Source organism: Bradyrhizobium sp. 159 (assembly GCF_023073795.1).
Taxonomy (GTDB): Bacteria; Pseudomonadota; Alphaproteobacteria; order Rhizobiales; family Xanthobacteraceae; genus Bradyrhizobium.
In genome coordinates, this window is sequence record NZ_JADPKE010000088.1 from 183,193 (window position 1) to 206,544 (window position 23,352).

Annotated in this window: 20 protein-coding genes; 8 read left to right on the plus strand and 12 right to left on the minus strand. The window is 64.6% G+C overall.

Going from position 1 to position 23,352, the window contains the following annotated elements; genetic code table 11:
• Position 1 precedes the first annotated feature (1 nt).
• Together IVA96_RS26085 and IVA96_RS26090 are read left to right on the plus strand one after the other, a co-directional pair.
• On the plus strand, positions 2–1,813 hold the full coding sequence (locus IVA96_RS26085) for an ATP-binding cassette domain-containing protein (protein ID WP_247420134.1): 1,812 nt from the start codon (positions 2–4) through the stop codon (positions 1,811–1,813).
• Positions 1,814–1,877: 64 nt separating this feature from the next.
• Positions 1,878–2,957: a D-TA family PLP-dependent enzyme gene (locus IVA96_RS26090; protein WP_247420137.1), complete on the plus strand. Its 1,080-nt coding sequence runs from the start codon at positions 1,878–1,880 to the stop codon at positions 2,955–2,957.
• Here IVA96_RS26090 and IVA96_RS26095 read toward each other — a convergent pair.
• The gene (locus IVA96_RS26095; RefSeq protein WP_247420138.1) at positions 2,954–3,856 is read right to left on the minus strand and encodes a LysR family transcriptional regulator; all 903 of its coding nucleotides are present in this window, start codon (positions 3,854–3,856) and stop codon (positions 2,954–2,956) included. The genes IVA96_RS26090 and IVA96_RS26095 overlap by 4 nt on opposite strands.
• Positions 3,857–3,947: 91 nt before the next feature.
• Between IVA96_RS26095 and IVA96_RS26100 the strand changes: the two genes are divergently transcribed.
• Positions 3,948–5,165: an MFS transporter gene (locus tag IVA96_RS26100; protein ID WP_247420139.1), complete on the plus strand. Its 1,218-nt coding sequence runs from the start codon at positions 3,948–3,950 to the stop codon at positions 5,163–5,165.
• 9 nt (positions 5,166–5,174) lie between these two features.
• Here the strand turns inward: IVA96_RS26100 and IVA96_RS26105 are convergent, their stop codons facing one another.
• The 8 genes from IVA96_RS26105 to IVA96_RS26140 form a co-directional block, all read right to left on the minus strand.
• Positions 5,175–6,401, minus strand: coding sequence for a TIGR03862 family flavoprotein (locus tag IVA96_RS26105; protein WP_256465494.1), 1,227 nt, complete (start codon positions 6,399–6,401; stop codon positions 5,175–5,177).
• On the minus strand, positions 6,398–7,315 hold the full coding sequence (locus IVA96_RS26110) for an SDR family NAD(P)-dependent oxidoreductase (RefSeq protein WP_247420140.1): 918 nt from the start codon (positions 7,313–7,315) through the stop codon (positions 6,398–6,400). The genes IVA96_RS26105 and IVA96_RS26110 overlap by 4 nt, the downstream gene beginning before the upstream one ends.
• A 229-nt stretch (positions 7,316–7,544) precedes the next feature.
• A complete protein-coding gene (locus IVA96_RS26115) occupies positions 7,545–8,024 on the minus strand; it encodes a MaoC family dehydratase (protein ID WP_247420141.1) in 480 nt (159 codons plus the stop codon).
• The gene (locus tag IVA96_RS26120) at positions 8,025–9,743 is read right to left on the minus strand and encodes an AMP-binding protein (protein ID WP_247420142.1); all 1,719 of its coding nucleotides are present in this window, start codon (positions 9,741–9,743) and stop codon (positions 8,025–8,027) included.
• On the minus strand, positions 9,743–10,633 hold the full coding sequence (mmsB, locus tag IVA96_RS26125) for a 3-hydroxyisobutyrate dehydrogenase (protein ID WP_247276945.1): 891 nt from the start codon (positions 10,631–10,633) through the stop codon (positions 9,743–9,745). The genes IVA96_RS26120 and mmsB overlap by 1 nt, the downstream gene beginning before the upstream one ends.
• A gap of 24 nt (positions 10,634–10,657) precedes the next feature.
• Positions 10,658–11,725: an enoyl-CoA hydratase/isomerase family protein gene (locus IVA96_RS26130; RefSeq protein ID WP_247276944.1), complete on the minus strand. Its 1,068-nt coding sequence runs from the start codon at positions 11,723–11,725 to the stop codon at positions 10,658–10,660.
• The gene (locus IVA96_RS26135; RefSeq protein WP_247420143.1) at positions 11,722–12,867 is read right to left on the minus strand and encodes an isobutyryl-CoA dehydrogenase; all 1,146 of its coding nucleotides are present in this window, start codon (positions 12,865–12,867) and stop codon (positions 11,722–11,724) included. Before IVA96_RS26135 ends, IVA96_RS26130 begins: the two co-directional genes overlap by 4 nt.
• A 152-nt stretch (positions 12,868–13,019) precedes the next feature.
• The gene (locus IVA96_RS26140; RefSeq protein ID WP_247420144.1) at positions 13,020–14,516 is read right to left on the minus strand and encodes a CoA-acylating methylmalonate-semialdehyde dehydrogenase; all 1,497 of its coding nucleotides are present in this window, start codon (positions 14,514–14,516) and stop codon (positions 13,020–13,022) included.
• A gap of 103 nt (positions 14,517–14,619) precedes the next feature.
• Between IVA96_RS26140 and IVA96_RS26145 the strand changes: the two genes are divergently transcribed.
• Entirely contained in the window at positions 14,620–15,528 is a 909-nt protein-coding gene (locus IVA96_RS26145) for a LysR family transcriptional regulator (protein ID WP_247276941.1), read from the plus strand.
• Between the two features lie 163 nt (positions 15,529–15,691).
• Here IVA96_RS26145 and IVA96_RS26150 read toward each other — a convergent pair whose 3' ends face one another.
• Both IVA96_RS26150 and IVA96_RS26155 read right to left on the minus strand, forming a co-directional pair.
• Positions 15,692–16,318: a TetR/AcrR family transcriptional regulator gene (locus IVA96_RS26150; RefSeq protein WP_247420147.1), complete on the minus strand. Its 627-nt coding sequence runs from the start codon at positions 16,316–16,318 to the stop codon at positions 15,692–15,694.
• 59 nt (positions 16,319–16,377) lie between these two features.
• A complete protein-coding gene (locus tag IVA96_RS26155) occupies positions 16,378–16,917 on the minus strand; it encodes a PaaI family thioesterase (protein ID WP_247420149.1) in 540 nt (179 codons plus the stop codon).
• A 152-nt stretch (positions 16,918–17,069) separates the two neighbouring features.
• On the opposite strand from IVA96_RS26155, the gene IVA96_RS26160 reads away from it, so the two are divergent.
• The 4 genes from IVA96_RS26160 (at position 17,070) to IVA96_RS26175 (ending at position 22,492) form a co-directional block, all read left to right on the plus strand.
• Positions 17,070–17,840, plus strand: a complete 771-nt coding sequence (locus IVA96_RS26160) for an enoyl-CoA hydratase (RefSeq protein ID WP_247276938.1) — start codon at positions 17,070–17,072, stop codon at positions 17,838–17,840.
• Between the two features lie 361 nt (positions 17,841–18,201).
• Positions 18,202–19,398, plus strand: a complete 1,197-nt coding sequence (locus IVA96_RS26165; protein ID WP_247420152.1) for an acetyl-CoA C-acyltransferase — start codon at positions 18,202–18,204, stop codon at positions 19,396–19,398.
• 110 nt (positions 19,399–19,508) lie between these two features.
• Positions 19,509–20,804, plus strand: a complete 1,296-nt coding sequence (locus tag IVA96_RS26170; RefSeq protein ID WP_247420157.1) for an MFS transporter — start codon at positions 19,509–19,511, stop codon at positions 20,802–20,804.
• A 212-nt stretch (positions 20,805–21,016) separates the two neighbouring features.
• On the plus strand, positions 21,017–22,492 hold the full coding sequence (locus IVA96_RS26175; RefSeq protein ID WP_247276935.1) for an FAD-binding oxidoreductase: 1,476 nt from the start codon (positions 21,017–21,019) through the stop codon (positions 22,490–22,492).
• Positions 22,493–22,593: 101 nt separating this feature from the next.
• Here the strand turns inward: IVA96_RS26175 and IVA96_RS26180 are convergent, their stop codons facing one another.
• Complete coding sequence (locus tag IVA96_RS26180) at positions 22,594–23,187, minus strand: hypothetical protein (protein ID WP_247420159.1); 594 nt, start codon at positions 23,185–23,187, stop codon at positions 22,594–22,596.
• Between the last annotated feature and the right edge of the window lie 165 nt (positions 23,188–23,352).

Below are 23,352 nucleotides of genomic sequence, written 5' to 3' on the forward strand. Positions count from 1 at the left end.
CATGGCGCCGCCGCTGATCCAACTGAAAGACATCAGGCTGACGTTTGGCGGCACCCCGCTTTTGAGCGGCGTCGAGCTCAATGTCGCGCCAAGCGAACGCGTCTGCCTGATCGGCCGTAACGGCTCCGGCAAGTCGACGCTACTCAGGATCGCGGCCGGCCTGGTCGAACCCGACGGCGGCACGCGCTTCGTGCAGCCTGGCGCTACCGTGCGCTATCTGCCGCAGGAGCCGGACTTCGGCGAGCACAAGACCACGCTCGGCTATGTCGAGGCAGGCCTCGCGCCCGGCGACGACCTGCACCAGGCGCGTTATCTTTTGGAGCAGCTCGGGCTCACCGGCGAGGAGAACCCGCATAACGTCTCCGGCGGCGAGGCCCGTCGTGCCGCGCTCGCCCGCGTGCTGGCGCCCTCGCCCGACATCTTGCTGCTGGACGAGCCGACCAACCATCTCGATCTCTCCACCATCGAGTGGCTGGAAAAGGAGCTGGACAGCCGGCGCAGTGCGCTGGTGCTGATCAGCCACGACCGCCGCTTCCTCACCAACCTGTCGCGCTCCACCGCCTGGCTCGACCGCGGCAAGATCAAGCAGATCGACCGCGGCTTTGCCTCGTTCGAGGCTTGGCGCGACGAGGTGCTGGCGGAGGAAGAGCGCGACCAGCACAAGCTCGACCGCAAGATCATCGACGAGGAGCACTGGCTGCGCCACGGCGTCTCCGGCCGGCGCAAGCGCAACGTCAAGCGCCTCGCCAATCTGCATGCGCTGCGCGACCAGCGTCTCAATTATCGCGGCAGCGCCGGCAGCGCCAATCTGGCAGCCGCGGAGGCCGAGCAGTCCGGCAAGCTGGTGATCGAGGCCAAAGGCATCACCAAGGCCTATGGCGAGCGGAAGATCGTCGAAAACTTCTCCACCCGCATTCAGCGCGGCGATCGGCTCGGTATCATCGGGCCGAACGGCGCCGGCAAGACCACCCTGGTCAATCTGCTCACCGGCGGCATGCAGCCGGATTCCGGCATTGTGCGGCTCGGGGCCAATCTCGAGATGGCAACGCTTGACCAGCACCGTGAAAGCCTCGATCCGAAGTCGACGCTGGCTGAAGCGCTGACCGGTGGCCGCGGCGATCACATCATGGTCGGCGGCAAGCCGAAGCATGTCGTCGGCTACATGAAGGACTTTCTGTTCGCACAGGAACAGCGCGGCACGCCCCTTGAGGTGCTCTCCGGCGGCGAGCGTGGCCGGCTGATGCTGGCCCGCGCGCTGGCAAAGCCCTCGAACCTCCTGGTGCTGGACGAGCCGACCAACGATCTCGATCTCGACACTCTGGACGTGCTCGAGGAGATGCTCGGCGATTACGAGGGCACGGTGATCCTGATCAGCCATGACCGCGATTTCCTCGATCGCGTCGTCACCTCCGTGATCGCGCCCGAGGGTAACGGCAAATGGATCGAATATGCCGGCGGCTACAGCGACATGCTGGCGCAGCGCGGCGCGGACTTGAAGCGTGATACGGCAAAGGCGCAAGCCTCGGCGGAGAAGAAAGAGGAGCGGCCAGCTGCTCCCGCTGCCGCGCCAAAGCGGCGCCTGAGCTTCAACGAGAAGCACGCGCTGGAAACGCTGCCGAAGAAGATGGAAGCGTTGCAGGCCGATATCGCCAAGCTGCAACGCGTGCTCGACGATCCCAACCTCTACACCAAGGATCGTAAGAAGTTCGACGACACCTCCGCCGCCATCGCCAAGGCGCATGAAGAATTGTCTGCTGCCGAAGAGCGCTGGCTCGAACTCGAAATGCTCCGCGAAGAGATTGAACAGGCATAGCGCGTATTCCGCAAAAGTGGGCACCGGTTTTGCGATTGGAATACGCGCCAACTAAAGGACTTCCATGACCACCCCCCTCGCCGCAAAGATCGCCCGCGAATACGGCACGCCCTGCGCCGTCATCGACATGGACAGGGTCGAGCGCAACATCGCGCGCATCCAGAAGGCCTGCGATGATGCCGGCATCGCCAATCGTCCCCACATCAAGACACACAAGAACCCGACGATTGCAAAGATGCAGGTTGCGGCCGGTGCCAAGGGGATCACCTGCCAGAAGCTCGGCGAAGCCGAGATCATGGCCAATGCGGGCATCGACGATATCCTGATCAGCTACAATCTCCTGGGCGAAGAGAAGATGGCGCGGCTCGGCGCGCTCCAGGCGAAGGCCAACATGACCGTGGCCGCCGACAATTCGACCGTCGTCGCAGGGCTCCCCAAGGCAGCCGCCGCATCAGGCCGCCCGCTCTCGGTCGTGGTCGAATGCGACACGGGCCGCAAGCGCGCCGGTGTCGAGACTCCGGCCGAAGCAATCGCTTTGGCGCGGGAGATCGGCGCGTCCAAAGGACTGCAGTTCGCCGGCTTTCTGATGTATCCGACCGAGACCGGCTGGGCGGACGCGCAAAAATTCTACGACGAGGCGCTAGCCGGCGTGCGCGCGCACGGGCTGGACGCGAAGATCGTCTCCACCGGAGGCACGCCGAACCTGAAGAACCTCGGCAAGCTCAAGGGCGGCACCGAGCACCGCTTCGGCACCTATATCTACAACGACCGCATGCAGGTCGCCGCCGGCGTCGCCAGTTGGGACGACTGCGCACTGCACATCTATTCGACAGTGGTGAGCCGCGCCGCGCCCGAGCGCGGCATTCTCGATGCCGGTTCGAAGACGCTGACCACGGACACCGGCGGCCTCGACGGTCACGGCCTGATCCTGGAGCATCCCGAAGCGAAGATCGCGCGCTTTGCCGAGGAGCACGGCTTCCTCGACCTCTCCCGCAGCAACACGCGGCCGAACGTCGGCGACGTCGTCCGCATCGTGCCGAACCATGTCTGCGTCGTCGTCAACATGATGGATGAGGTCGTGATGGTGCGCGGCGAGGAGATCATCGGCACACTGCCGGTCGCGGCGCGGGGGAAGCTGCGCTAACGCCCGATCAGGGCCTGGAGCTCTCTGTCCAGCTCGTCGCGGAAGAGCTTGATCGGCCGCTCCAGACGCCCGGCGGGCGCGCGATGGATCATCCATGCGCGCACGGCGGGTTTGAAGTCGCGCGCAGCGACGGCCTTGAGCTTGTCACGAAACGCGCTGTGCTTCAGTGCGATCGGAGTGACCAGCCCGATGCCGAGGCCGCGCGACACCAGCGACAGGCGCAGTTCGCTGTCCAACGCCTCTACCGCGATATTGAACGGAAGATGCGCGGCATCGAACTTTCGTTTCAGCGTATCGCGAAACCCGCAACCGTCCTGGTTGATCACCCAGGATAGCTGCGACAGTCGTTCCAGGTCCACGATGCGCGGAATCTTCATGTCGCGCGCGACGACAAATACAACCGGCTGCGCACCGAGATCATCGGCAACGAGATCGGCAGGCGGCACGGCTCCGTCAGGCAGACAGATCGCGGCGGCATCGAGTTCATTGCGACAGACACGTTCGAGCTGATTTGGCGACCAACCTGAGACAACACGGACGGCAAGTGCGGGAAATTCGGCGCGCACAGCATCGAGCGGTCCGGTCAACCCTGCCTCCGAGAGGAACGGCGTCAGACCGAGCCTGAACTCGCCGCGCACCATGCCGTCATCGGCAACGCCCGACTTGAGGTCGTCCAGCATCCTGAGCAAGCGCCGGCCCCGCTCATAGGCCTCGTGGCCCGCCGCCGTCGGTTTCAGCGGCTTCGACAGCCGATCCAGGAGCTGTGCCCCCAGCATCTCCTCGAGATTCTGGATGCGACGTGTCACGCCGGGCTGCGTGAGATTGAGGCGTGCCGAGGCCGCGACGATCGATCCGGTCTCGACCACCGCGACGAAAGCGACAAGGTCATGGGTGTTCATGAGCAACTCGCATATTCTTTATAGTCTTATTTGAATTGTAGCATATTGATGCTTCCGCTTAAAGGGTCTCGCACCAGAGCTGCGAGGATCCATGACTATTTCCGAAGCCACCAAGCCGGGGTCTCGAAGCCAACTCGCCGAGCGGCCCCTGATCTGGCTTGGCGCCGTCACCGCCGGTGTCGTCGTCACCGATCTGTTCGCGCCGCAGATCCTGCTCGGGCTGATTGGCCGGTCACTGTCCATGACTGCGTGGCAGGCCGGCCTGATCAGCACGCTGACATTGCTCGGCTATGCGCTCGGCCTGCTGCTGCTCGTGCCTCTGGTCGATCTCGTCGAGAACCGGCGACTCATCCTGCGGACGCTCGGCTGCGCCATCCTCGCCGCGCTTGCAATGGCACTTGCGCCGACGCCCTCGCTCCTGCTGCTCGCCACCTTCATCCTCGGCGCGTCCTGCGCGGCGATCCAGATGATGGTTCCGCTTGTCGCATCCATGGTGCCGCCGGACCGTCGCGGTCAGGCCATCGGCGAAGTGATGGGTGGATTGATGGTCGGTATCCTCTTGTCACGGCCCGCGGCGAGCCTGATCGCGGATCTCTGGAGCTGGCGCGCCTATTACGTCGTCTCGGCCGCGCTGATGGCGCTGCTTTCCGGTGCACTTGGCCGCTATCTTCCAACGCTTCAACCGACAGCACACGCGAGCTACGGCGAATTGCTCCTATCCTTTCCAAGGCTGCTGCGGGAAGAGCCCGTGCTGCGGGTGCGCGCCTGGACCGCATCGCTTGTCATGGCTTCCTTCACCGCGTTCTGGTCGGCGGTCGCACTGCGGCTGCCCGATGCTCCATTCGGCCTCGACGCCAAGGGAATTGCTGCGTTCGCGCTGATTGGCGTGGCTGGCGCGGCGGCAACACCGATCGCCGGCCGCTGGGGCGACAAAGGCAGGGCGCGGCCGATGTTCCTTGCGGCCCATCTGCTCATCATCGGCTCACTCGCGCTGTGTGCCTGGGCGGGCATGCTGGAATCCCGCATCACCGCACTGCTGGTATTGAGCCTTGGCACGATCCTGCTCGACGTCGGCATCACCACCGACCAGACGCTCGGCCGCCGCGCCATCAACCTGCTGCGACCGGAAGCACGCGGCCGACTGAACGGCCTGTTTGTCGCGCTGTTCTTCTTCGGTGGCGGCGTCGGCGCCGCGGCGGCCTCCCTGGCCTGGAGCTATGGCGGCTGGACCCTGGTTTGCGCCGTCGCAGCAAGCTTCGGCGTGTTGGGCCTCCTCACGAATCTCGTCTCTAGGACCGGCACGTTATGATCGGGAAAATCAGGACGACAATTGGGCGAGCCGTTTCAGCACGCCCCTGCCCGCCGCGGCGCCGGTCGCAAACGACGCCTGCAACAGATAGCCGCCGGTCGGCGCCTCCCAGTCCAGCATCTCGCCGGCGGCAAATACGCCGGGCAACTTGCGGATCATGTAATCCGCAGTGAGTTCATCGAATGAGATGCCCCCGGCGCTGGAAATGGCACGCGCAATTGGCGCTACGCCAGTTAGCTTGATCGGCACGGCGTTGATGAGCTCCGCCAATCGCTCGGGCGGCATCGCCGACAGCGACTGGCCCGTGCCGATTGCCACCTCCTGCAGCAACCCGGCGGATACGGGCGAAAGCTGCGCGGTCTTGCGCAGGAAGTTGGAGAGCGACTGTTTGCCGCGCGGGGCAGACAGGCGCTTGACGAGTTCGGCCTCATCAACGTCCGGGCGCAAGGCGACGCGCAGCACCGCCTCGCCGTCCGCAGCGATCGCCTCGCGCAGTTCGGCCGACAACGCGTAGATCGCCCCACCCTCGATGCCGGCCCACGTGATGATGGCCTCGCCGCGCAGGCCATGCGGACCGAAGTTGAGCGCAATTCCCTTGAGCGGTTGGCCTTCAAAACGCGTGCGGAACACATCGGACCAGGAGACGGCGAAGCCGCAATTGGCAGGCCGCAGCGGCGATATCGCAATGCCTTTGTCCGCCAGAATTGTCGCCCAGCCGCCGTCGGAGCCAAGCCGCGGCCAGCTTGCGCCGCCGAGTGCCAGCACCGTCGCTTTGGCAACGATTTCAGCCGTTCCATTGGGTGTTTGGAATTGCAGCCGTCCCCCGCCGTCCCAGCCAGTCCATCGATGGCGAAAGACGAAGCGGACACCGCGCGCATCCAGGCGCCGCAACCAGGCGCGCAGCAGGGGCGATGCCTTAAATGCCTTCGGAAACACCCGCCCGCTGCTACCGACGAAAGTCGGCTCGCCCAGCGCCTCGCTCCAGGCGCGCAGCGCGTCGGGGGGAAACGCGTCGATGGCACCCTTCAGCTTCGGCGCCGCCGCGCGGTAGCGCGCCATGAACTGCGGCAGCGGCTCGTTGTGGGTGAGATTGAGACCGCCGCGGCCGGCCATGAGGAATTTTCGGCCAGCGGACGGCATGGCATCGTAGACGGTGACGCGCAGGCCGCCTTGTGCCAGCACCTCCGCCGCCATCAGCCCGGCGGGACCGCCGCCGATGACGGCGACCGCTGTCAGAGTTTTACCCCAGCCCGCGCCGCGGCCTGCGCGACGTATTTCTGCGTCTGCTCGAACGCACCCGTTAGCGCCTTGGCCTTCGACATATCGCTGATCTCGGCGAAATGCGCGGCGACCGCGTCCGGGGTCCATTCGGATTCCGGCAGGTTGATGCCTTCGCTCTCCAAGATCTTGATCACGGCGAAGGAGCCGGCGCCGGCCCCCATGATGGTGCGGGTCGGCGCGTCCTCGCTGAGCATGTACTCGACCGCGGGCGTGATCGCGTTCGGCTTCATCAGTTGCAGCGCCTGCGGCGGCAGCAGCTCTTCGGTCATGCGGGTTGCCGCCGTCGGCGAGATAATGTTGACGCGGATGTTGTTCTTGCGGCCCTCTTCCGCGAGCACGTTCATCAGTCCGACCATGCCCGATTTCGCCGCGCCGTAATTGGCCTGTCCGAAATTGCCGTAGAGGCCGGAGGACGACGTCGTCAGCACGATGCGGCCGTAGTTGCGGTCGCGCATGCCGGCCCAGACCGCCTTGCAGCAATAGAAGGTGCCGACGAGATGCACGTCGAGCACCTTCTGGAAATCGGCCGCCTCCATCTTGCCGAACGACTTGTCGCGCAGGATGCCGGCATTGGCGCACAGGAGATCGACGCTGCCCCACTCCCTGGTGGCGCGCTCGACCATGGCTGTGACCTGCTCGAAATTCGAGACATCGGCGCCGTCGGCCATCGCGGAGCCGCCCGCTTTGCGGATCTCCTCGACCACGGATTCGGCCGGCGACAGCGAGCCGCCGGTGCCGTCGCGCGCGCCGCCGAAGTCGTTGACGACGATCTTGGCGCCGCGGCTGGCCAATCCCAGCGCATGCGCCCGCCCCAGACCATTGCCCGCGCCGGTGACGATGGCGACGCGTCCGTCGAACCTGATTGCCATGAGTAGGAGTCTCTGTTCTTCTTCCCTTCTCCCCTTGTGGGAGAAGGTGGCGCGAAGCGCCGGATGAGGGGTCTCTCTCGGCAGATGCGCTCGCGGAGAGAGACCCCTCACCCGCCTCGCGTTCGCGAGGCACCCTCTCCCACAAGGGGAGAGGGTGAAACCCCGCTCTGGGGTGCCTTTTTGAGCAGCGATGGATTGCCGGGTCAAGCCCAGGCAACGACGGGCGGTGTCAGGCGAAATAGATCAACCCGAGCCAATCCGCGACCAGCGCGGGCTTGTCCTCGCCTTCGATCTCCACGGTCACGTTGGTGCGAGACTGCAATTCGCCTGCCTTGCGCAGCTTGGCCTCCGTCAGCATGAAGCGACCGCGGACGCGCTTGCCCGAGCGCACCGGCGAGATGAAGCGGAGCTTGTCGAACCCGTAATTCACGCCCATCGTGGTGCCCGCGATCACAGGCATCACCTCATAGGACATGATCGACATCAGCGACATCGTCAGGAAGCCGTGTGCGATGGTGGTGCCGAACGCGGTTTCCTTCTTGGCGCGCTCCGGGTCGACATGGATAAACTGGTGATCCTCGATCACGTCGGCATAGGCGTCGATGCGGGGCTGGTCGATCAGGTGCCATGACGACACGCCGATCTCTTTGCCGACCATGGCCTGATAGGCGTCCAGCGTAATCGGCGGCTTCTTCCAGGCTTCGTTCACTTAGGTCTCACTCCGTGTTTTTGCCAGCTCCGGAAAATCCTCCTCGCGGAATTCGCGGCCACGCAGGGGATCGTTGCGGTCGTCATCGCGCTCCAGCTGCCGTAGGTGCACGCGACGGATTTTTCCAGAAATGGTCTTCGGCAGCTCGGTGACGATTTCGAGACGGCGGATGCGCTTGAACGGCGCAAGGCGCGCGTGCAGGTGCTTGAAGAGCGAGAGCGCGGTTTCCGGCGAGCGCTCGGCGCCCGACGTCAGCAACACGAAGGCCTTGGGAATCGCGAGCCGGATCGGATCGGGGCTCGGCACCACGGCGGCCTCGGCGACGAGCTCGTGCTCCAGGAGCACGCTCTCCAGTTCGAACGGGCTGATGCGGTAGTCGGACGATTTGAACACGTCGTCGGAGCGGCCGACGAAGGTGAGATAGCCGTCCTCGTCCGCGAACACGACGTCGCCGCTGCGATAGAGCTCGCCTTCCGCACCGGAGAGCTTGCCGTCATCACTCTGATAGCCCTGCATCAATCCGGCGGGACGGTTCACGCCGAGCACCAGCGTCACCTCGCCCTCCTTCGCCGGGTTGCCGTCGGCATCGCTGATCTGCACGCGATAGCCCGGCAGCGGACGGCCCATCGATCCGACCTTGATTGGCTGGCCCGGCGAATTGCCAGCGAGTGCCGTCGTTTCAGTCTGACCGTAGCCGTCGCGGATGGTGAGGCCCCAGGCCGCCTGCACCTTGTCGATCACTTCAGGATTGAGCGGCTCGCCGGCGCCGCAGACCTCGCGAAGCGACACCTTGAAGGAGGCAAGGTTCTCCTGGATGAACAGCCGCCATACCGTCGGCGGCGCGCATAACGTAGTGACGCCACAGCGGCCAATGGTGGCGAGCAGGCTTTTTGCGTCGAAGCGCGGCTGGTTGACCATGAACACGGTGGCGCCCGCATTCCACGGCGCGAAAAAGCAGCTCCAGGCGTGCTTGGCCCAGCCGGGCGACGAGATGTTGAGATGGACGTCGCCGGGCTGCAGCCCGATCCAATACATAGTCGAGAGATGGCCGACCGGATAACTGCGCTGACTGTGCCGCACCAGTTTTGGTTTTGCGGTCGTGCCCGAGGTGAAATAGAGCAGCATCGGGTCGTCGGCATTGGTCGGACCGTCAGGCGCAAAACTCTCCGAAGCGTGCGCCGCCTCGTCATAGGCCAGCCAGCCGCTGGAGGCCGCGCCGACCACGATGCGGACGATACTCTCGGCACCGAGGCTTGCGAATTTCGCGACCTGATCCTCGGCAGCAATCACCGCCTTCGCCTTGCCGCGATCGAGCCGGTCGCGCAGCTCGTCGGCGGTGAGCAACGTGGTCGCGGGAATCACGACGACGCCGAGCTTCATCGCCGCCAGCATCGTCTCCCAGAGCGGAACCACATTGCCGAGCAGCAGCAAAAGGTGGTCGCCGCGCTTCAAGCCCTGCGCGCGAAGGAAGTTCGCGACCTGGTTGGAACGCTTTGAGAGCGCCGCGAAGGAGAGCTTGGTCTGCCGATCCTGCGCGGCATCGACGATCCAGAGCGCCGGACGGTCCTTGCTGTCCGCATTCGCCGCCAGCTCGGCGTCGAACCAGTCGAGCGCCCAGTTGAAGGGAGCCGGATCGGGCCAGCGGAAGCCTTTGACCGCTGCGTCGAAATCCGTGCGGTGCTTGAGCAGAAACGCGCGCGCTTCCTGAAATGTCGTCATCAAGTGTTCCCGGCCAGCGCCCTAACGTGCTTGATAATTCCGGAAAAATCCACCCCGCCCTGCCCGGCGGCGTCGAAGGACTGATAGATCTCCTGCGCATGCTTGCCGAGCGGCGTCACCGCACCTGCCGCCTTCGCCGCGTCCTGCGCCAGCGTCAGATCCTTCACCATCAGCGCCGAGGCAAAGCCCGGCTTGTAGTCGTTGTTGGCTGGCGAGGTCGGCACCGGGCCCGGCACCGGACAATAGGTCGTCAGCGACCAGCACTGACCCGACGAGGTCGAGGCGACGTCGAACAGCGCCTGATGCGAGAGCCCGAGCTTCTCAGCCAGTGCAAATGCCTCGCTCACCGCAATCATGGAAATACCGAGGATCATGTTATTGCAGATCTTCGCGGCTTGGCCGGCGCCGGCGCCGCCGCAATGGACGATCTTCTTGCCCATATTCTCCAGCACGGGCTTGGCCGCCGCAAACGCACTCTCCTCACCGCCGCACATGAAGGTCAGCGTGGCACCCTTGGCGCCGCCCGTGCCGCCGGAGACCGGCGCGTCGACGGAGAGCACGCCGTGCTTGGCGGCGAGCGCATGCGCCTGCCTTGCGCTCTCGACGTCGATGGTCGAGCTATCGATGATCAGCGTGCCCTTGGCCATCGCGGGAACGACCTCGTTCCAGACGGAGAGCACGTGCTTGCCGGCCGGCAACATGGTGACGACCACGTCCGCGCCTTTCACCGCGCCCGCTGCGCTGTCGGCAATACCTGCGCCGTCGGCCTTGGCCTGGTTGCGCGAGGCCTCGACGAGATCAAACGCGACCACCTTATGGCCGGCCTTGACCAGATTGGCGGCCATGGGGCCGCCCATATTGCCGAGACCGATGAATGCGACCGTGGCCATTGTCGTTTCCTCCGCTTCAATATTCTAGTTGAACTTCAGCTCGTCGGCGCCGATTTCGGCGAAATATGGTGCCAGCATCTGCGGCGTCACATCCTCGATCCGCGGCGGCGACCAGGTCGGATTGCGGTCCTTGTCGATCACGGCGGCGCGCACGCCCTCGCGGAAATCGTCGCTGCGAAATACCTCCAGGGCGGCGCGATATTCGCGCACGAGACACTCTTCCAGGCTGGACGCCATGCGTGCGAGCCGCAAGAGCTTCAGCGTCACCACCATGCCGCGTGGCGATTTTTCGCCGAGCGTCTTCAACGTGGCGAGCGCAAACTCTGAGCCGTCGCGCTTGAGCGCCGCAACAATATCTTCCATGCGGTCGAAGCCGAACAGCGGGTCGATGATCGGCTCCTTCGCAGATACTGGTCCTGCTGTCTCGCCGGTCGCAAAGCTGTTGATGATCATGCTGACCTCGGCCGCAGTCGCATCGGGGCGCAGCTTCGTCAGGACGTTGCGCAGCTCCGGCAACTTCACCGCCGGCACGACCCAATCGGCGAACTTCGCATGGATCGCGTCCGGCCCGTTCATGGTCTGGCCGGTCAGCCCGAAATAGGTGCCGATCTCGCCCGGCGAATGCGACAACAGATAGGTGCCGCCGACATCGGGGAAGAAGCCGAGACCGACTTCCGGCATTGCCAGCTTCGTGCGATCTGTAACGACACGATGGCTGGCATGGGCTGACAAACCGACGCCGCCGCCCATCACGATGCCGTCCATGAAGGCGACATACGGCTTTGGGAACTTCTTGATCCGGGCATTGAGGATGTACTCCTCGCGCCACAGGATCTTGCCGAGGTCACCGTTGACCTTCGAGCTTTCCCAGAGTGTGCGGATGTCGCCGCCGGCGCACAGCCCACGCTCGCCGGCGCCTTCCAGCAGGATCACAGCGACGGCCGCATCGGCCTCGAAGCGGTCGAGCGCCTTGTCGATGTCGCGAAACATCTCCAGCGTCACGGCATTGAGCGCCTTCGGGCGGTTGAGGCGGATCACGCCGACTGCGCCCTCGACACGGGCGATCAGGTCGCCCTCTTCCACGCCACTCATGGTGCGCCCTCGATCAGCTTGCGCGCCACGATGAGCCGCATGATTTCATTGGTGCCTTCGAGGATCTGGTGCACGCGCAGATCGCGCACGATCTTCTCGATGCCGTATTCGCTTAAGTAGCCATAGCCGCCGTGAAGCTGGAGCGCATGGTTGGCGACCTCGAATCCGACGTCGGTGCCGAAGCGTTTTGCCATGGCGCAGAGCATGGTGGCATCAGGATCCTTGCGATCCAGCGCCGCGGCTGCGCGCCACAAAAAGGTGCGGGCGGCCTCGAGTTCGATCGCCATGTCGGCGAGGCGGAATTGCAATGCCTGGAATTCGTCGAGGCGTTTTCCAAAGGCCTTGCGCTCCTTCATGTAGCTGCGCGCCTTTTCGAGCGCTACTTGCGCACCACCGAGCGAGCACGCGGTGATGTTGAGGCGGCCACCATCGAGGCCGGCCATCGCGATCTTGAAGCCGGCGCCCTCCTCGCTGAGGCGGTTGGCGACCGGCACGCGGGCATTCTCGAACATCACCGCGCGGGTCGGCTGCGCGTTCCAGCCCATCTTGCGCTCATTGGCGCCGAACGAGACGCCCGGCGTCTCGCCGTCGATGACGAGGGTCGAGATGCCTCCGGGACCATCGCCACCGGTCCTGACCATCGCGACCAGGAGGTCGGTGCCGCCGGCGCCGGAGATGAACTGCTTCTGGCCGTTGAGCACGTAGTGGTCGCCGTCGCGCACGGCACGGGTGCGCAGCGCCGCTGCGTCCGACCCGGCGCCCGGCTCGGTCAGGCAATAGCTCGCGATGAGCTCCATGGTGCAGAGTTTTGGCAGCCATGTGTGGCGCTGGGTGTCGCTGCCATAGGCATCGATCATCCAGGACGCCATGTTGTGGATCGAGATGAAGGCCGAGGTGGTCGGGCAGCCCGTCGCCAGCGCCTCGAAGATCAGCGCCGCATCGAACCGCGTCATGGCGGAGCCGCCGACATCGTCACGGATGTAGATGCCGCCCATGCCGAGCGTGGCGGCCTCGCGCATCACGTCGACGGGGAAATGCTTCTCCTCGTCCCAGCGCAGCGCCTGCGGCGCGATCTTCTCCGCCGCAAACACCAACGCCATGTCGCGAATTGCGATCTGATCCTCGTTCAGAGCGAACTGCATGACGTTGTCTACCCTTTTGCTCCACCGTCGTTGCGAGCCAACGGGTCCGCGGGAAGCGCGGCCCGATGACAGGCTCCGCAAAGCAATCCAGCCTGTCTCCGCTGGATTTGCTTCGTCGCTACGCTCCTCGTAATGACGACTGGGCTACAGCCCTACTTCATCAGCGGGATCGAGAACTCCGCACCTTCCTTGACGCCGGACGGCCAGCGCGAGGTCACCGTCTTGGTCTTGGTGTAGAAGCGGACCGAATCCGGGCCGTGCTGGTTGAGATCGCCGAAGCCCGACTTCTTCCAGCCGCCGAAGGTGTAATAGGCGATCGGCACCGGGATCGGCACGTTGATGCCGACCATGCCGACATTGACCTTGGCCGCGAAGTCGCGCGCGGCGTCGCCGTCGCGGGTGAAGATGGCAACGCCGTTGCCATAGTCATGATCGGACGGCAGCGCCAGTGCTTCCTTGTAATCGCGCGCGCGCACGACCGAGAGCACGGGGCCGAAGATCTCTTCCTTGTAGATCCGCATCTCCTTGGTGACGTTGTCGAACAGCGAACCACCGAGATAGAACCCGTTCTCGTAGCCCTGCATCTTGAAGCCGCGGCCGTCGACGGCGAGCGTCGCACCTTCCTTGATGCCGATGTCGATGTAGCTCTTGACCTTCTCGACCGCCTCGCGCGTAACCAGCGGACCGTAATCGGCCGAGGGATCGATCGAGGTGCCGATCTTGAGGCTCTCGACGCGCGGGATCAGCTTCTCCATCAGGCGGTCAGCAGTCGACTTGCCGACCGGGACCGCGACGGAGACGGCCATGCAGCGCTCGCCGGCCGAACCGTAGCCGGCGCCGATCAGCGCGTCGACGGCCTGGTCCATGTCCGCATCCGGCATCACGATCGCGTGGTTCTTGGCGCCGCCAAAGCACTGGCAGCGCTTGCCGGTTTGCGCGGCACGCTCATAGATGTACTGCGCGATCGGCGTCGAGCCGACGAAGCCGACGGCCTTGATGTCGGGATCGTCGAGGATGGCGTCGACCGCCTCCTTGTCGCCGTTGACGACGTTGAGGATGCCAGCGGGCAGGCCGGCCTCGATCATCAACTCGGCAAGCTTCATCGGCACGCCGGGATCGCGCTCCGAAGGCTTGAGGATGAAGGCGTTGCCGCAGGCGATCGCGGGGGCGAACTTCCACATCGGGATCATCGCCGGGAAGTTGAACGGGGTGATGCCGGCGACGACACCGAGTGGCTGGCGCATCGAATAGATGTCGATGCCGGGGCCGGCGCCTTCGGTGTATTCGCCCTTCATCAAATGCGGGATGCCGCAAGCGAACTCGACGACCTCGAGGCCACGCTGGATGTCGCCCTTGGCGTCGGGCACGGTCTTGCCGTGCTCGCGCGCGAGCAGCTCGGCGAGCTTGTCGTAGTCGCGCTGGATCAGCTCCAGGAATTTCATCATGACGCGGCCGCGGCGCTGGGGATTTGTCGCGGCCCACTCCGGCTGTGCGGCGCGCGCGTTCTCGACGGCGGCGCGAACCTCGGCGTTGGACGCCAACGCGACCTTGGCCTGGACGTCACCGGTCATCGGCTCGAAAACGTCGGCGGTGCGGCCCGAGGTACCCTTGACCTCCTTGCCGCCGATGAAATGTCCGATTGAACGCATGGAATGATCTCCTTGGAAGTCGAGCCTGATCACTTTGACAAATCCTATTGACCTGCATTTTATAGGATTCAAGTCTGAGATATTGCACCATAGATGTGCGAAAATGCTGGATCAAGGCGCTATCGATTGGGACGACTTTCGCTTCGTGCTGGCCATCGTGCGGGGCGGCTCGGTGTCGGCTGCGGCAAAACAGCTCGGGGTCGATCATGCCACGGTGATTCGCCGCGTCGACCGGCTGGAGAAGCATCTCTCGGCAAAATTGTTTGACCGGCGCAAGACCGGCTATCTCCTCACCGAGGCCGGCCAGCGCGTCGCCGACAGTGCGGAAGCGATGGAATCGACCATCGTCGCCAATCAGGAGCAGGTCGGCGGCTCGGTCGCACGGCTGACCGGCACCGTGCGGATCGGCGCGCCCGATGGTTTTGGCACTGCCTTTCTGGCACCGCGGCTGGCGCCCTTTGCGGACCGTTATCCCGATCTGGACCTGCAACTTGTGGCCACCGCTCGGCTGTTCAGCCTCTCCAAACGCGAGGCCGACATCGCCATCAGCCTGACCATGCCGAAGGAAGGCCGCATCGTCGGCCGCAAGCTCCTCGACTACCGCCTCGGGCTCTATGCCGCGCCTGGCTATCTCGAACGTTTCCCAGAGATCACATCGCGCCAGGACCTGCCGCAGCACCGTTTCGTCGGGTACATCGAAGAGCTGCTGTTCACGCCGGAACTCGACTATCTGCCGCAGGTGTCGCCGAAGATCTCCGCACGTTTCCGCAGCGCCAATCTGATCGCGCAGCTCAATGCAACGCTCTCAGGCTTCGGAATCGCGGTGCTGCCGCACTTCATGGCAAGCGACTACCCGCAGCTCGAAGCCGTACTGCCCGAAGAAATCTCGATCACGCGGACGTTCTGGATGTTGATGCACGCCGACAGCAAGGACCTCGCGCGGATCAGGGCCGTCGCAGATTACATCAGCGAGATCGTGGAGCGCGAGCGAGCGCTGTTTGCGGGGCGGTAACGTCGATTAGTCCGGTCCGAAGCACAACTGCCAGCTCCTCATGGTGAGGAGGCGCGAAGTGCCGTCTCGAACCATGCAGGCCCGTATCTCACCCGCGGCCATCCTTCGAGACGACCGGTTGGCGGTCTCCTCAGGATGAGGTCCCGAGGGGGTGTAGCTGGCACTAGTTCTGCTTCTCGCGCGCCTTCTTCGCGGCCGCGGCCTTCGGCTCACGCCGCGCGCCCTCAAGCGCGCTGTCCCGGCCCGCCTTCAGCACCTCGTCGGACAATTCGCTCGAGCCGGCGATGCGCGCCAGCAGCATGGTGCCGGCCATCGTGGCGAGCGTCGCAATCGCCTGTTTTCGTGCGGCCTTGCGCGGCATGTTCGGGATATAATCGGTCATCATCTCGATCATCTCGTCGAGCTTGCCGGCAAACGCCTTCCGCGTCTTCGGGCTCTCGCGGGCGATCTCGGCGCCGAGTGAGGGGATCGAGCAGCCATGGCCTGGATTGTCGCGATGCAGCGCGCAGAGATAGCTATCCGCGATCAGTGCCAAACGCTTCTCCGGCGCAGCCTCGCTCGTGAGCTTGCGCCAATGCTCCATCGAGCGATCCATGGCGTAGGCGAAGGCCTCGATCACCAGCGCCTCGCGGGAATCGAAATGCGCGTAGAAGCCGCCGTGGGTCAGGCCTGCCTCCTTCATGAGATCGGCGACGCCGATGCCGTGGGCACCTTTTTCGCGCAGTCGCACCGAGGCCTTCTTCACGATGCGGTCGTGGGTTTCCTGCTTGTGTTCCCGGGAATAGCGCATGCGGATCTCATTGAATGTCGGAAATCATCTCATAACACGCGAACGTCGCGAACGGCGCATTAAATCGCAGTTAGATTGTTGCCGATCATGGAAAAGGTTGCGGTTGCATGCACCGCCAGCGCGCCCTTGCCGTCACGAACGAAACCTTCAGCGTAGCTGGTCTGGCGCCCCAGCTTGATCACCTTGCCTTCGGCCGAGATCAGGCCTGAACGGACCGAGAGCGGACGCAGGAAGGTCAGCTTCAGATCGAGGGTCACGGAGCCCTGCCCGGCCTCCAGCCGGGTCGAGATCGCGCACCCCATGGCTGTATCCAGCAGCGCCGCAGCGGTTGCGCCGTGCAAGAGGCCGACAGTATTTTCGAGATCTTCACGCGGCTCCAGTTCCATGACGATCCGGCCCGGCTCAACCACGGCCATGGTGAAGCCGATGAGTTTTGCGAAGGGCGGCGGCGGCAGGCGGCCGTCACGAATGCCCAGCATGGCGTCCATGCCCGACAGACCCATCGCCACCTTCGCAACCGGTGCAGGCATCTGCCAATCCACCACGCGCTCGCGCCGCTGGTCGGGCGAAAACAGGTCAAGATGGTCGGATTGGGTCATGACCGCCTCTTGTATGATTTACATCATACTATGTGGCGGACTTCGCCCTGGCAACTCCGCCCACCGCCCGCTTGACAAGCCGGGCGTTTCGGCCCGGAAGTGACCTCGACCCGGTGCGCCCTGCGCCTGTCCACCAAACCTCGAGATGCCACATGGAAATGCTCAACCACCATTGCGGCGTGACGCGTGATGCGCGCGGCGTCGTCCATGTCGCGATCTGCAACGCCGGCCCGCTCAACATCCTCGGCTCGCCCGTGACCGACGCCATGCGCGAAGGCTTGCAGCGGCTTGCCACCGACCACGCAATCCGCGTCGTGGTGCTGCGCGGCGAGAGCGAAAAGAGCATGATCGGCGGCGCGGACATCAAGGAGATGGCGAAACTCGACCAAAGATCGGCCGAAGCCTTCATCAGCCGCCTGCGCGATCTCTGCGAGGCGGTGCGCGCCTTCCCGGCTCCCGTGATCGCGCGCATGCCCGGCTGGTGCCTCGGCGGCGGCCTCGAGGTTGCCGCCGCCTGCGACTTCCGCATCGCCGCCCATGATGCGCATTTCGGCATGCCGGAGGTGCGCGTCGGCATCCCCTCGGTGATTCATGCCGCGCTGCTGCCGCGCCTGGTCGGCTGGGCCCGCGCGCGCTGGCTGGTGATGACGGCGGAGAACATCGACGCGCCGACGGCGCTCGCGTGGGGATTGGTCGACAAGGTTGCGCCGCAAGGCGGGCTGGATGCCGAGGTCGAGCGCGTCGTGCAGGCGTTGCTCGCATGCGGCCCCGAGGCGCTGCGATCGCAAAAGGCGCTGCTGCGGCAATGGGAGGAATTGCCGCTGACGGAGTCGGTCAATCTCAGTGTCAAGGTGTTCGGCGAGTCGTTCCTGACGGACGAGCCGACGCGGCTGATGCAGGCGTTCGTGAACCGGAAGCGATAGGGCTGTCGCCGCAATCGTCTCTGATTAGTAAGTCGCCGCCACGCCAAACGTGTCATGCCCCGGCTTGCCGCCTTCGCTAAAGCTTCGGCGGCCGAGCACCCTGACGGCCCGGCGTAGCCTTGGCGGAGCCGGGACCGGGCATCCAGGACGCCGCGGCTTCTCCGTATCCCACGACGGCCTCTGGAATATTGGATCACCCGCCTTCGCGGGTGATGACAATGTGCCTCGAAGAAGCACCTCCTCGAATCGAACGACTAAATCTCATCCGAACGACGACATTTTCTCATCCCTGGCGCGGTTGCATTTTTTGCGCCGCATCATATGATGAGCATAATCTTACTTATCCCCGCAGGAGTTCGTCATGGCCGAAGCTGCCGATCCCGTCGTCATCGTCTCCGCCGCCCGCACCCCGCTCGGCCGCTTCATGGGCGAATTGTCGCCGCTCCCCGCGCACAAGCTCGGATCGCACGTAATCGGCGCGGCGTTGGAGCGCGCAAAACTCGCGCCTGAGAAGGTCGACGAGGTGTTCATGGGCTGCGTGCTGCCAGCCGGTCAGGGCCAGGCTCCGGCGCGCCAGGCCGCGCGTGCAGCAGGTCTCCCCGACGCCACGGGTGCGACCACCGTCAACAAGGTCTGCGGCTCCGGCATGAAGGCGACCATGCTGGCGCACGACATCATCCGCGCCGGCTCGGCCGAGATCGTCGTCTCCGGCGGCATGGAGAGCATGAGCAACGCGCCGTATCTTTTGGCCAAGGCGCGCGGCGGCTACCGCGCCGGCCATGACCGCATCATCGACCACATGATGATGGACGGGCTGGAGGACGCCTACGAGACCGGCCGCTCCATGGGCGATTTCGGCGAGACGACTGCGGAAGCTTATCAGTTCACGCGCAAGGACCAGGACGCCTATGCGATGGAGACACTCAGCCGCGCGCGCAAGGCGGTCGAAGGCGGCGCGTTCAAGGCCGAGATCGCGCCGGTCACGCTCACCGAGAAAGCGGGTCCCCGCGTCATCGCCAACGACGAGCATCCGCTGAAGGTCGATCCCGCCAAAATCCCCGGCTTGAAGCCGGCGTTCCGCGCCAACGGCACCATCACGCCGGCGGCCTCCTCCGCGAACGCCGACGGCGCTGCCGCGCTCGTGCTGACCAAGCGCTCGCTCGCCGATCGGAGCGGCCTGCCGGTTCTGGCCGAGATCAAGGGCCATGCCACCCACAGCCAGGAGCCGCAATGGTTCACCACGGCGCCGATCCCGGCGATCCGCAAGCTGCTCGACAAGGTCGGTTGGAGCGCAAGCGATGTCGATCTGTTCGAGATCAATGAGGCCTTCGCCGTCGTTGCGATGGCGGCGCAGCGCGATCTCGGCATTCCCCGCGACAAGCTCAACATCAATGGCGGCGCCTGCGCGCTTGGCCATCCCATCGGCGCGACCGGCGCGCGGCTGATCGTGACGCTGCTTCATGCGCTGGAGGCGCAGAACCTCAAGCGTGGCGTCGCGGCGCTCTGCATCGGCGGCGGCGAGGCCACGGCGATTGCGGTAGAGCGGCTGGGGCACTGACGCAAGAAAGTCTGAAAACGAGGGAACTCTGTCATTTGCGACAGAACGCTTCCGTGCCATCCTCGAACTGACGCCGGTCTCTTGCGACCGCCCGTCAACATTGAGGCCCAATGATCTCGAACTGGCTCGCGGCAGCACTTTCCCGCCGCAACATTCACTACGGCTGGGTGATGGTCGGCGTAACCTTCCTCGCCGCGCTGATCAGCGCCGGCACGGTCGGTGCGCCCGGCGTTTTCATCCTTCCCCTGCAAAAGGAGTTCGGTTGGAGCACGGCCGAGATCTCCTCCGCGCTGTCGATCCGCTTCATCCTGTTCGGGCTGATGGCACCATTCGCCGCTGCCCTGCTCAACCGCTACGGCCTGCGCAACGTCACGCTCGCCGCCCAGCTGATCGTCGTCTCGGCGCTCGTGCTCTCGCTCGGCATGACCGAGGTCTGGCAGCTCGTCGCCCTCTGGGGCGTGATGATCGGCATCGGCACCGGCATGACCGCCTTGGTTTTGGGCGCCACCATCGCCACGCGCTGGTTCGCAGCAAGACGCGGCCTCGTCGTCGGCATCATGACGGCGAGCGTCGCCACGGGTCAACTCGTATTCCTGCCGCTGCTCGCAAGCCTCACCGAACGGTTCGGCTGGCGCCTCGCACTCGGCTTCGTCTGCACCATGCTCGGTGTCTCGGCGCTGGCAGTCCTGCTCGCGATGCGGGACCGGCCGAGCGATGTCGGCCTGCGCCCATTCGGCGACGCAGGGACCGCGCCGCTGCCCGCTCCGCCGGCCAGTCACGGCTCGATCACCGGCGTTGCGCTCGGCACGCTGCGCGACGCCTCGAAGTCGACTGCGTTCTGGATCCTGTTTGCGACCTTCTTCGTCTGCGGCGCCTCAACCAATGGTCTCGTCCAGGTGCACCTGATCCCGATGTGCCTCGATTTCGGCATCCCGCAGGTGCAGGCGGCAAGCCTGCTTGCGGCAATGGGCATCTTCGATTTCTTCGGCACCATCATGTCGGGCTGGCTGTCGGACCGCTACGACAATCGCTGGCTCTTGTTCTGGTATTACGGCCTGCGCGGGCTGTCGCTGATCTTCCTGCCCTTCAGCGATTTCTCGTTCTACGGCTTATCGATGTTCGCGATGTTCTACGGGCTCGACTGGATCGCCACGGTTCCGCCGACCGTACGGCTCACGGCGCAGAAGTTCGGGCCCGAGCGCGCCAACCTCGTGTTCGGCTGGATCTTTGCCGGCCATCAACTCGGCGCCGGCACCGCCGCCTTCGGCGCTGGCCTGTCGCGCACCGTCTATGAGAGCTACCTGCCCGCCTTCTTCGTCGCTGGCGCGCTGTGTGTGTTCGCTTCGCTCATCGTGCTGGCATTGTCGCGGCAACCCAAGCCGAAGCCGCAAGCGGCGACGGCCTAATACCTCATCGTGATGAAGCCGAACACCGCGGCATTGCCGAGGCGAGACGCCGCGCGGTAAAAGGCGATCTCGCGGCTTCGCGGCGCTGGCGGTGACGCCGAGCTCCCGCGGAATTTGAGCTATATTCCCATTAGACTCCCGGGCACAAACGTGGACAATACCCCAGCACGTCACGTGCACAGTGCACACCAAAGATGCACCAGAGGAAACACATGCCGGCTGCCTTCCCGTCGTCCCCACCCGACATTCCAGCCACTCCTTTGACCACCGAAATGCGCGATGCGTTGCGCGCGATCGTGGGCCAAAAAGGTCTCATCGAGGACGAGCACGGCAAGCAACCGTTCGTGACCGATTGGCGCGGATTGCTGGTCGGCGGCGCCGGTGCCATCGTTCGTCCCGGCAGCACCGAGGAAGTCTCCAGGGTGGTCCGGCTTTGCCACGAGCACGGCGTCGCGATCGTGCCGCAGGGCGGCAACACCGGTCTGATGGGCGGGGCGACGCCCTGGCCTGCGCACACCGGCATCGTGTTGTCGCTCGGCCGCATGAACCGCATTCTGGAGGTCGATCCGGTCGGCTATTCGATGACGGTCGAGGCCGGATGCGTGCTGCAGACGCTTCAGGAGACAGCAAGCGCACACGACAGGTTCCTGCCGCTCAGCCTCGGTGCCCAGGGCTCGTGCATGATCGGCGGCAACCTCTCGACCAATGCCGGCGGCGTCCAGGTGCTGCGCTATGGCAATGCCCGCAACCTCGTGCTGGGGCTCGAAGTCGTGCTGCCCAATGGCGAGGTCTGGGACGGATTGCGCGCGCTCAAGAAGGACAACACCGGCTACGATCTCAAGCACCTGTTCATGGGTGCCGAAGGCACGCTGGGGATCATCACCAAGGCCGTTCTCAAGCTATGGCCTGCCCCGAAGGACGTCTGCACCGCCTGGCTGGCGGTGCGCGATCCGCGCGCGGCTCTGGAAATCCTGTCCGAAGCCCACAGCGCCTCCGAAGACAATGTCGGCTCCTGCGAGCTGATGAGCCGCTCCGCCATAGACATGGTGCTGCGCCATATCCCCGGCACTCAGGATCCGCTCAAGGCAGATACGTCATGGTACCTCCTGCTCGAATGGTCATCCGCACGCCCACGCCGGGACGGCACCGAGGGCATGTCCGAGAAGATGGAGCAGTTTCTCGCCGATCAGCTCGAGGCCGGTCGCGTGCGCGATGCAGCGATCGCACACACGGTCAGCCAGTCGCGCAAAATGTGGCGCATCCGCGAGGGTGTCGCCGAGGCCTCCCGGGCCGAGGGACCGGGACTGAGCTACGACGTATCCGTTGCGATCTCCAGGATTCCCGAGTTCATCGATCTGGGACTCAAGGCCGTGCTCGGCATTCTCCCCACCATCCGCCCCTATCCGCTCGGACATATCGGCGACGGCAATCTGCATTTTTCATTCATGGGGCCGCTCGGCATGGATCAGCAGACGCTGACCCAATACAAGGGCGTCATCACGCGGGCCGTGAACGATCTCATCACCTCCATGGGGGGCTCGATCTCGGCGGAGCACGGCATAGGCATCGACAAGCTCGACGAGCTCAGTCACTATCGCTCGAAGACCGAGCTCGACATCATGCGCACCATCAAGCGCGCGCTCGATCCGCAGAACATCATGAATCCCGGCAAGGTGCTGCGGCTGTGATCGACGCTGCGCCCGGCGCCAATCAATGGTCCAGCATGGGCGGGTCGCAAAGGTGGCGCGACCTGTCCATGGTCTTGTCGAGAGTATAGTGTCCGCCGTCCTCAAGCCATCGAACCGCCGCGCGGGTTGACGATCGTATACCCTCGCAATGAACGCGCATGGATTCGCGTCGCGCGCCCGCCCGAGTTGGCGTCATAGGCCATCCAGACGTCGCCCCCGAGGTGCTGCTCCAGGACGAAAACGTGTCCTCGTCGTGCAGCAACCATTCCTGGTGCGGGTGATGTCCGCGGAAAGCGCAGCCAATTGGCCGCAAGATTCAATTCCGGCACGATACGGCCGAACACGCGCAGAGCCGCGCCGCAGCCGCAGAAGGACGAAGGGCAACCGGCCGGACGGCCACCGATAACGCGCGCGCCGGATACACCGGAGACGGTCGCCGGCGTGGCGGCTCCCCCTGCATCAGTCACTGTCAGTTGCGTCGAGCGGTAGGCTTGTAGAGAAGACCTGGAATTGAGTGAAGATCTGGAAATCAGTGAGGACCTGGAAGTCCGCTCGTTTCGCGTTCTCGAATACGAGAAGTCGCAGGGCATGGTGACATTGCATTCAGCGGCTTGATGAATGCGATAAGGCCGGGCTTCCGAAGCGACAGAACCTAGAACAACGAAGACGCACGCAGAAAATACTCGCTTGAACATTGCAGGACTCCAAATGAGAGACCCTGCCCCGGACAACGAGAAACCAATAACAGTTTGGCTGAAATGGGCCTAAAGAGCGGCTAAAAATGGCGGGATCGCGCGACACAACCTGCAATCGCTGTCGCCTACACGTAGCGGCTGAGATGATTAACTCGCAGCGCACGA

Excerpts from the sequence above, each read along its gene's own strand:
- IVA96_RS26130 (WP_247276944.1), bottom strand. The coding sequence starts at position 11,725 with ATGAGTGGCGTGGAAGAGGGCGACCTGATCGCCCGTGTCGAGGGCGCA.
- IVA96_RS26100 (WP_247420139.1), top strand. The coding sequence starts at position 3,948 with ATGACTATTTCCGAAGCCACCAAGCCGGGGTCTCGAAGCCAACTCGCC.
- IVA96_RS26110 (WP_247420140.1), bottom strand. The coding sequence starts at position 7,315 with ATGGCAATCAGGTTCGACGGACGCGTCGCCATCGTCACCGGCGCGGGC.
- IVA96_RS26095 (WP_247420138.1), bottom strand. The coding sequence starts at position 3,856 with ATGAACACCCATGACCTTGTCGCTTTCGTCGCGGTGGTCGAGACCGGA.
- IVA96_RS26140 (WP_247420144.1), bottom strand. The coding sequence starts at position 14,516 with ATGCGTTCAATCGGACATTTCATCGGCGGCAAGGAGGTCAAGGGTACC.
- IVA96_RS26175 (WP_247276935.1), top strand. The coding sequence starts at position 21,017 with ATGCCGGCTGCCTTCCCGTCGTCCCCACCCGACATTCCAGCCACTCCT.
- IVA96_RS26180 (WP_247420159.1), bottom strand. The coding sequence starts at position 23,187 with ATGTTCAAGCGAGTATTTTCTGCGTGCGTCTTCGTTGTTCTAGGTTCT.
- IVA96_RS26120 (WP_247420142.1), bottom strand. The coding sequence starts at position 9,743 with ATGACGACATTTCAGGAAGCGCGCGCGTTTCTGCTCAAGCACCGCACG.
- IVA96_RS26085 (WP_247420134.1), top strand. The coding sequence starts at position 2 with ATGGCGCCGCCGCTGATCCAACTGAAAGACATCAGGCTGACGTTTGGC.
- IVA96_RS26160 (WP_247276938.1), top strand. The coding sequence starts at position 17,070 with ATGGAAATGCTCAACCACCATTGCGGCGTGACGCGTGATGCGCGCGGC.
- IVA96_RS26090 (WP_247420137.1), top strand. The coding sequence starts at position 1,878 with ATGACCACCCCCCTCGCCGCAAAGATCGCCCGCGAATACGGCACGCCC.
- IVA96_RS26150 (WP_247420147.1), bottom strand. The coding sequence starts at position 16,318 with ATGCGCTATTCCCGGGAACACAAGCAGGAAACCCACGACCGCATCGTG.
- IVA96_RS26145 (WP_247276941.1), top strand. The coding sequence starts at position 14,620 with ATGCTGGATCAAGGCGCTATCGATTGGGACGACTTTCGCTTCGTGCTG.
- mmsB (WP_247276945.1), bottom strand. The coding sequence starts at position 10,633 with ATGGCCACGGTCGCATTCATCGGTCTCGGCAATATGGGCGGCCCCATG.
- IVA96_RS26165 (WP_247420152.1), top strand. The coding sequence starts at position 18,202 with ATGGCCGAAGCTGCCGATCCCGTCGTCATCGTCTCCGCCGCCCGCACC.
- IVA96_RS26155 (WP_247420149.1), bottom strand. The coding sequence starts at position 16,917 with ATGACCCAATCCGACCATCTTGACCTGTTTTCGCCCGACCAGCGGCGC.
- IVA96_RS26170 (WP_247420157.1), top strand. The coding sequence starts at position 19,509 with ATGATCTCGAACTGGCTCGCGGCAGCACTTTCCCGCCGCAACATTCAC.
- IVA96_RS26135 (WP_247420143.1), bottom strand. The coding sequence starts at position 12,867 with ATGCAGTTCGCTCTGAACGAGGATCAGATCGCAATTCGCGACATGGCG.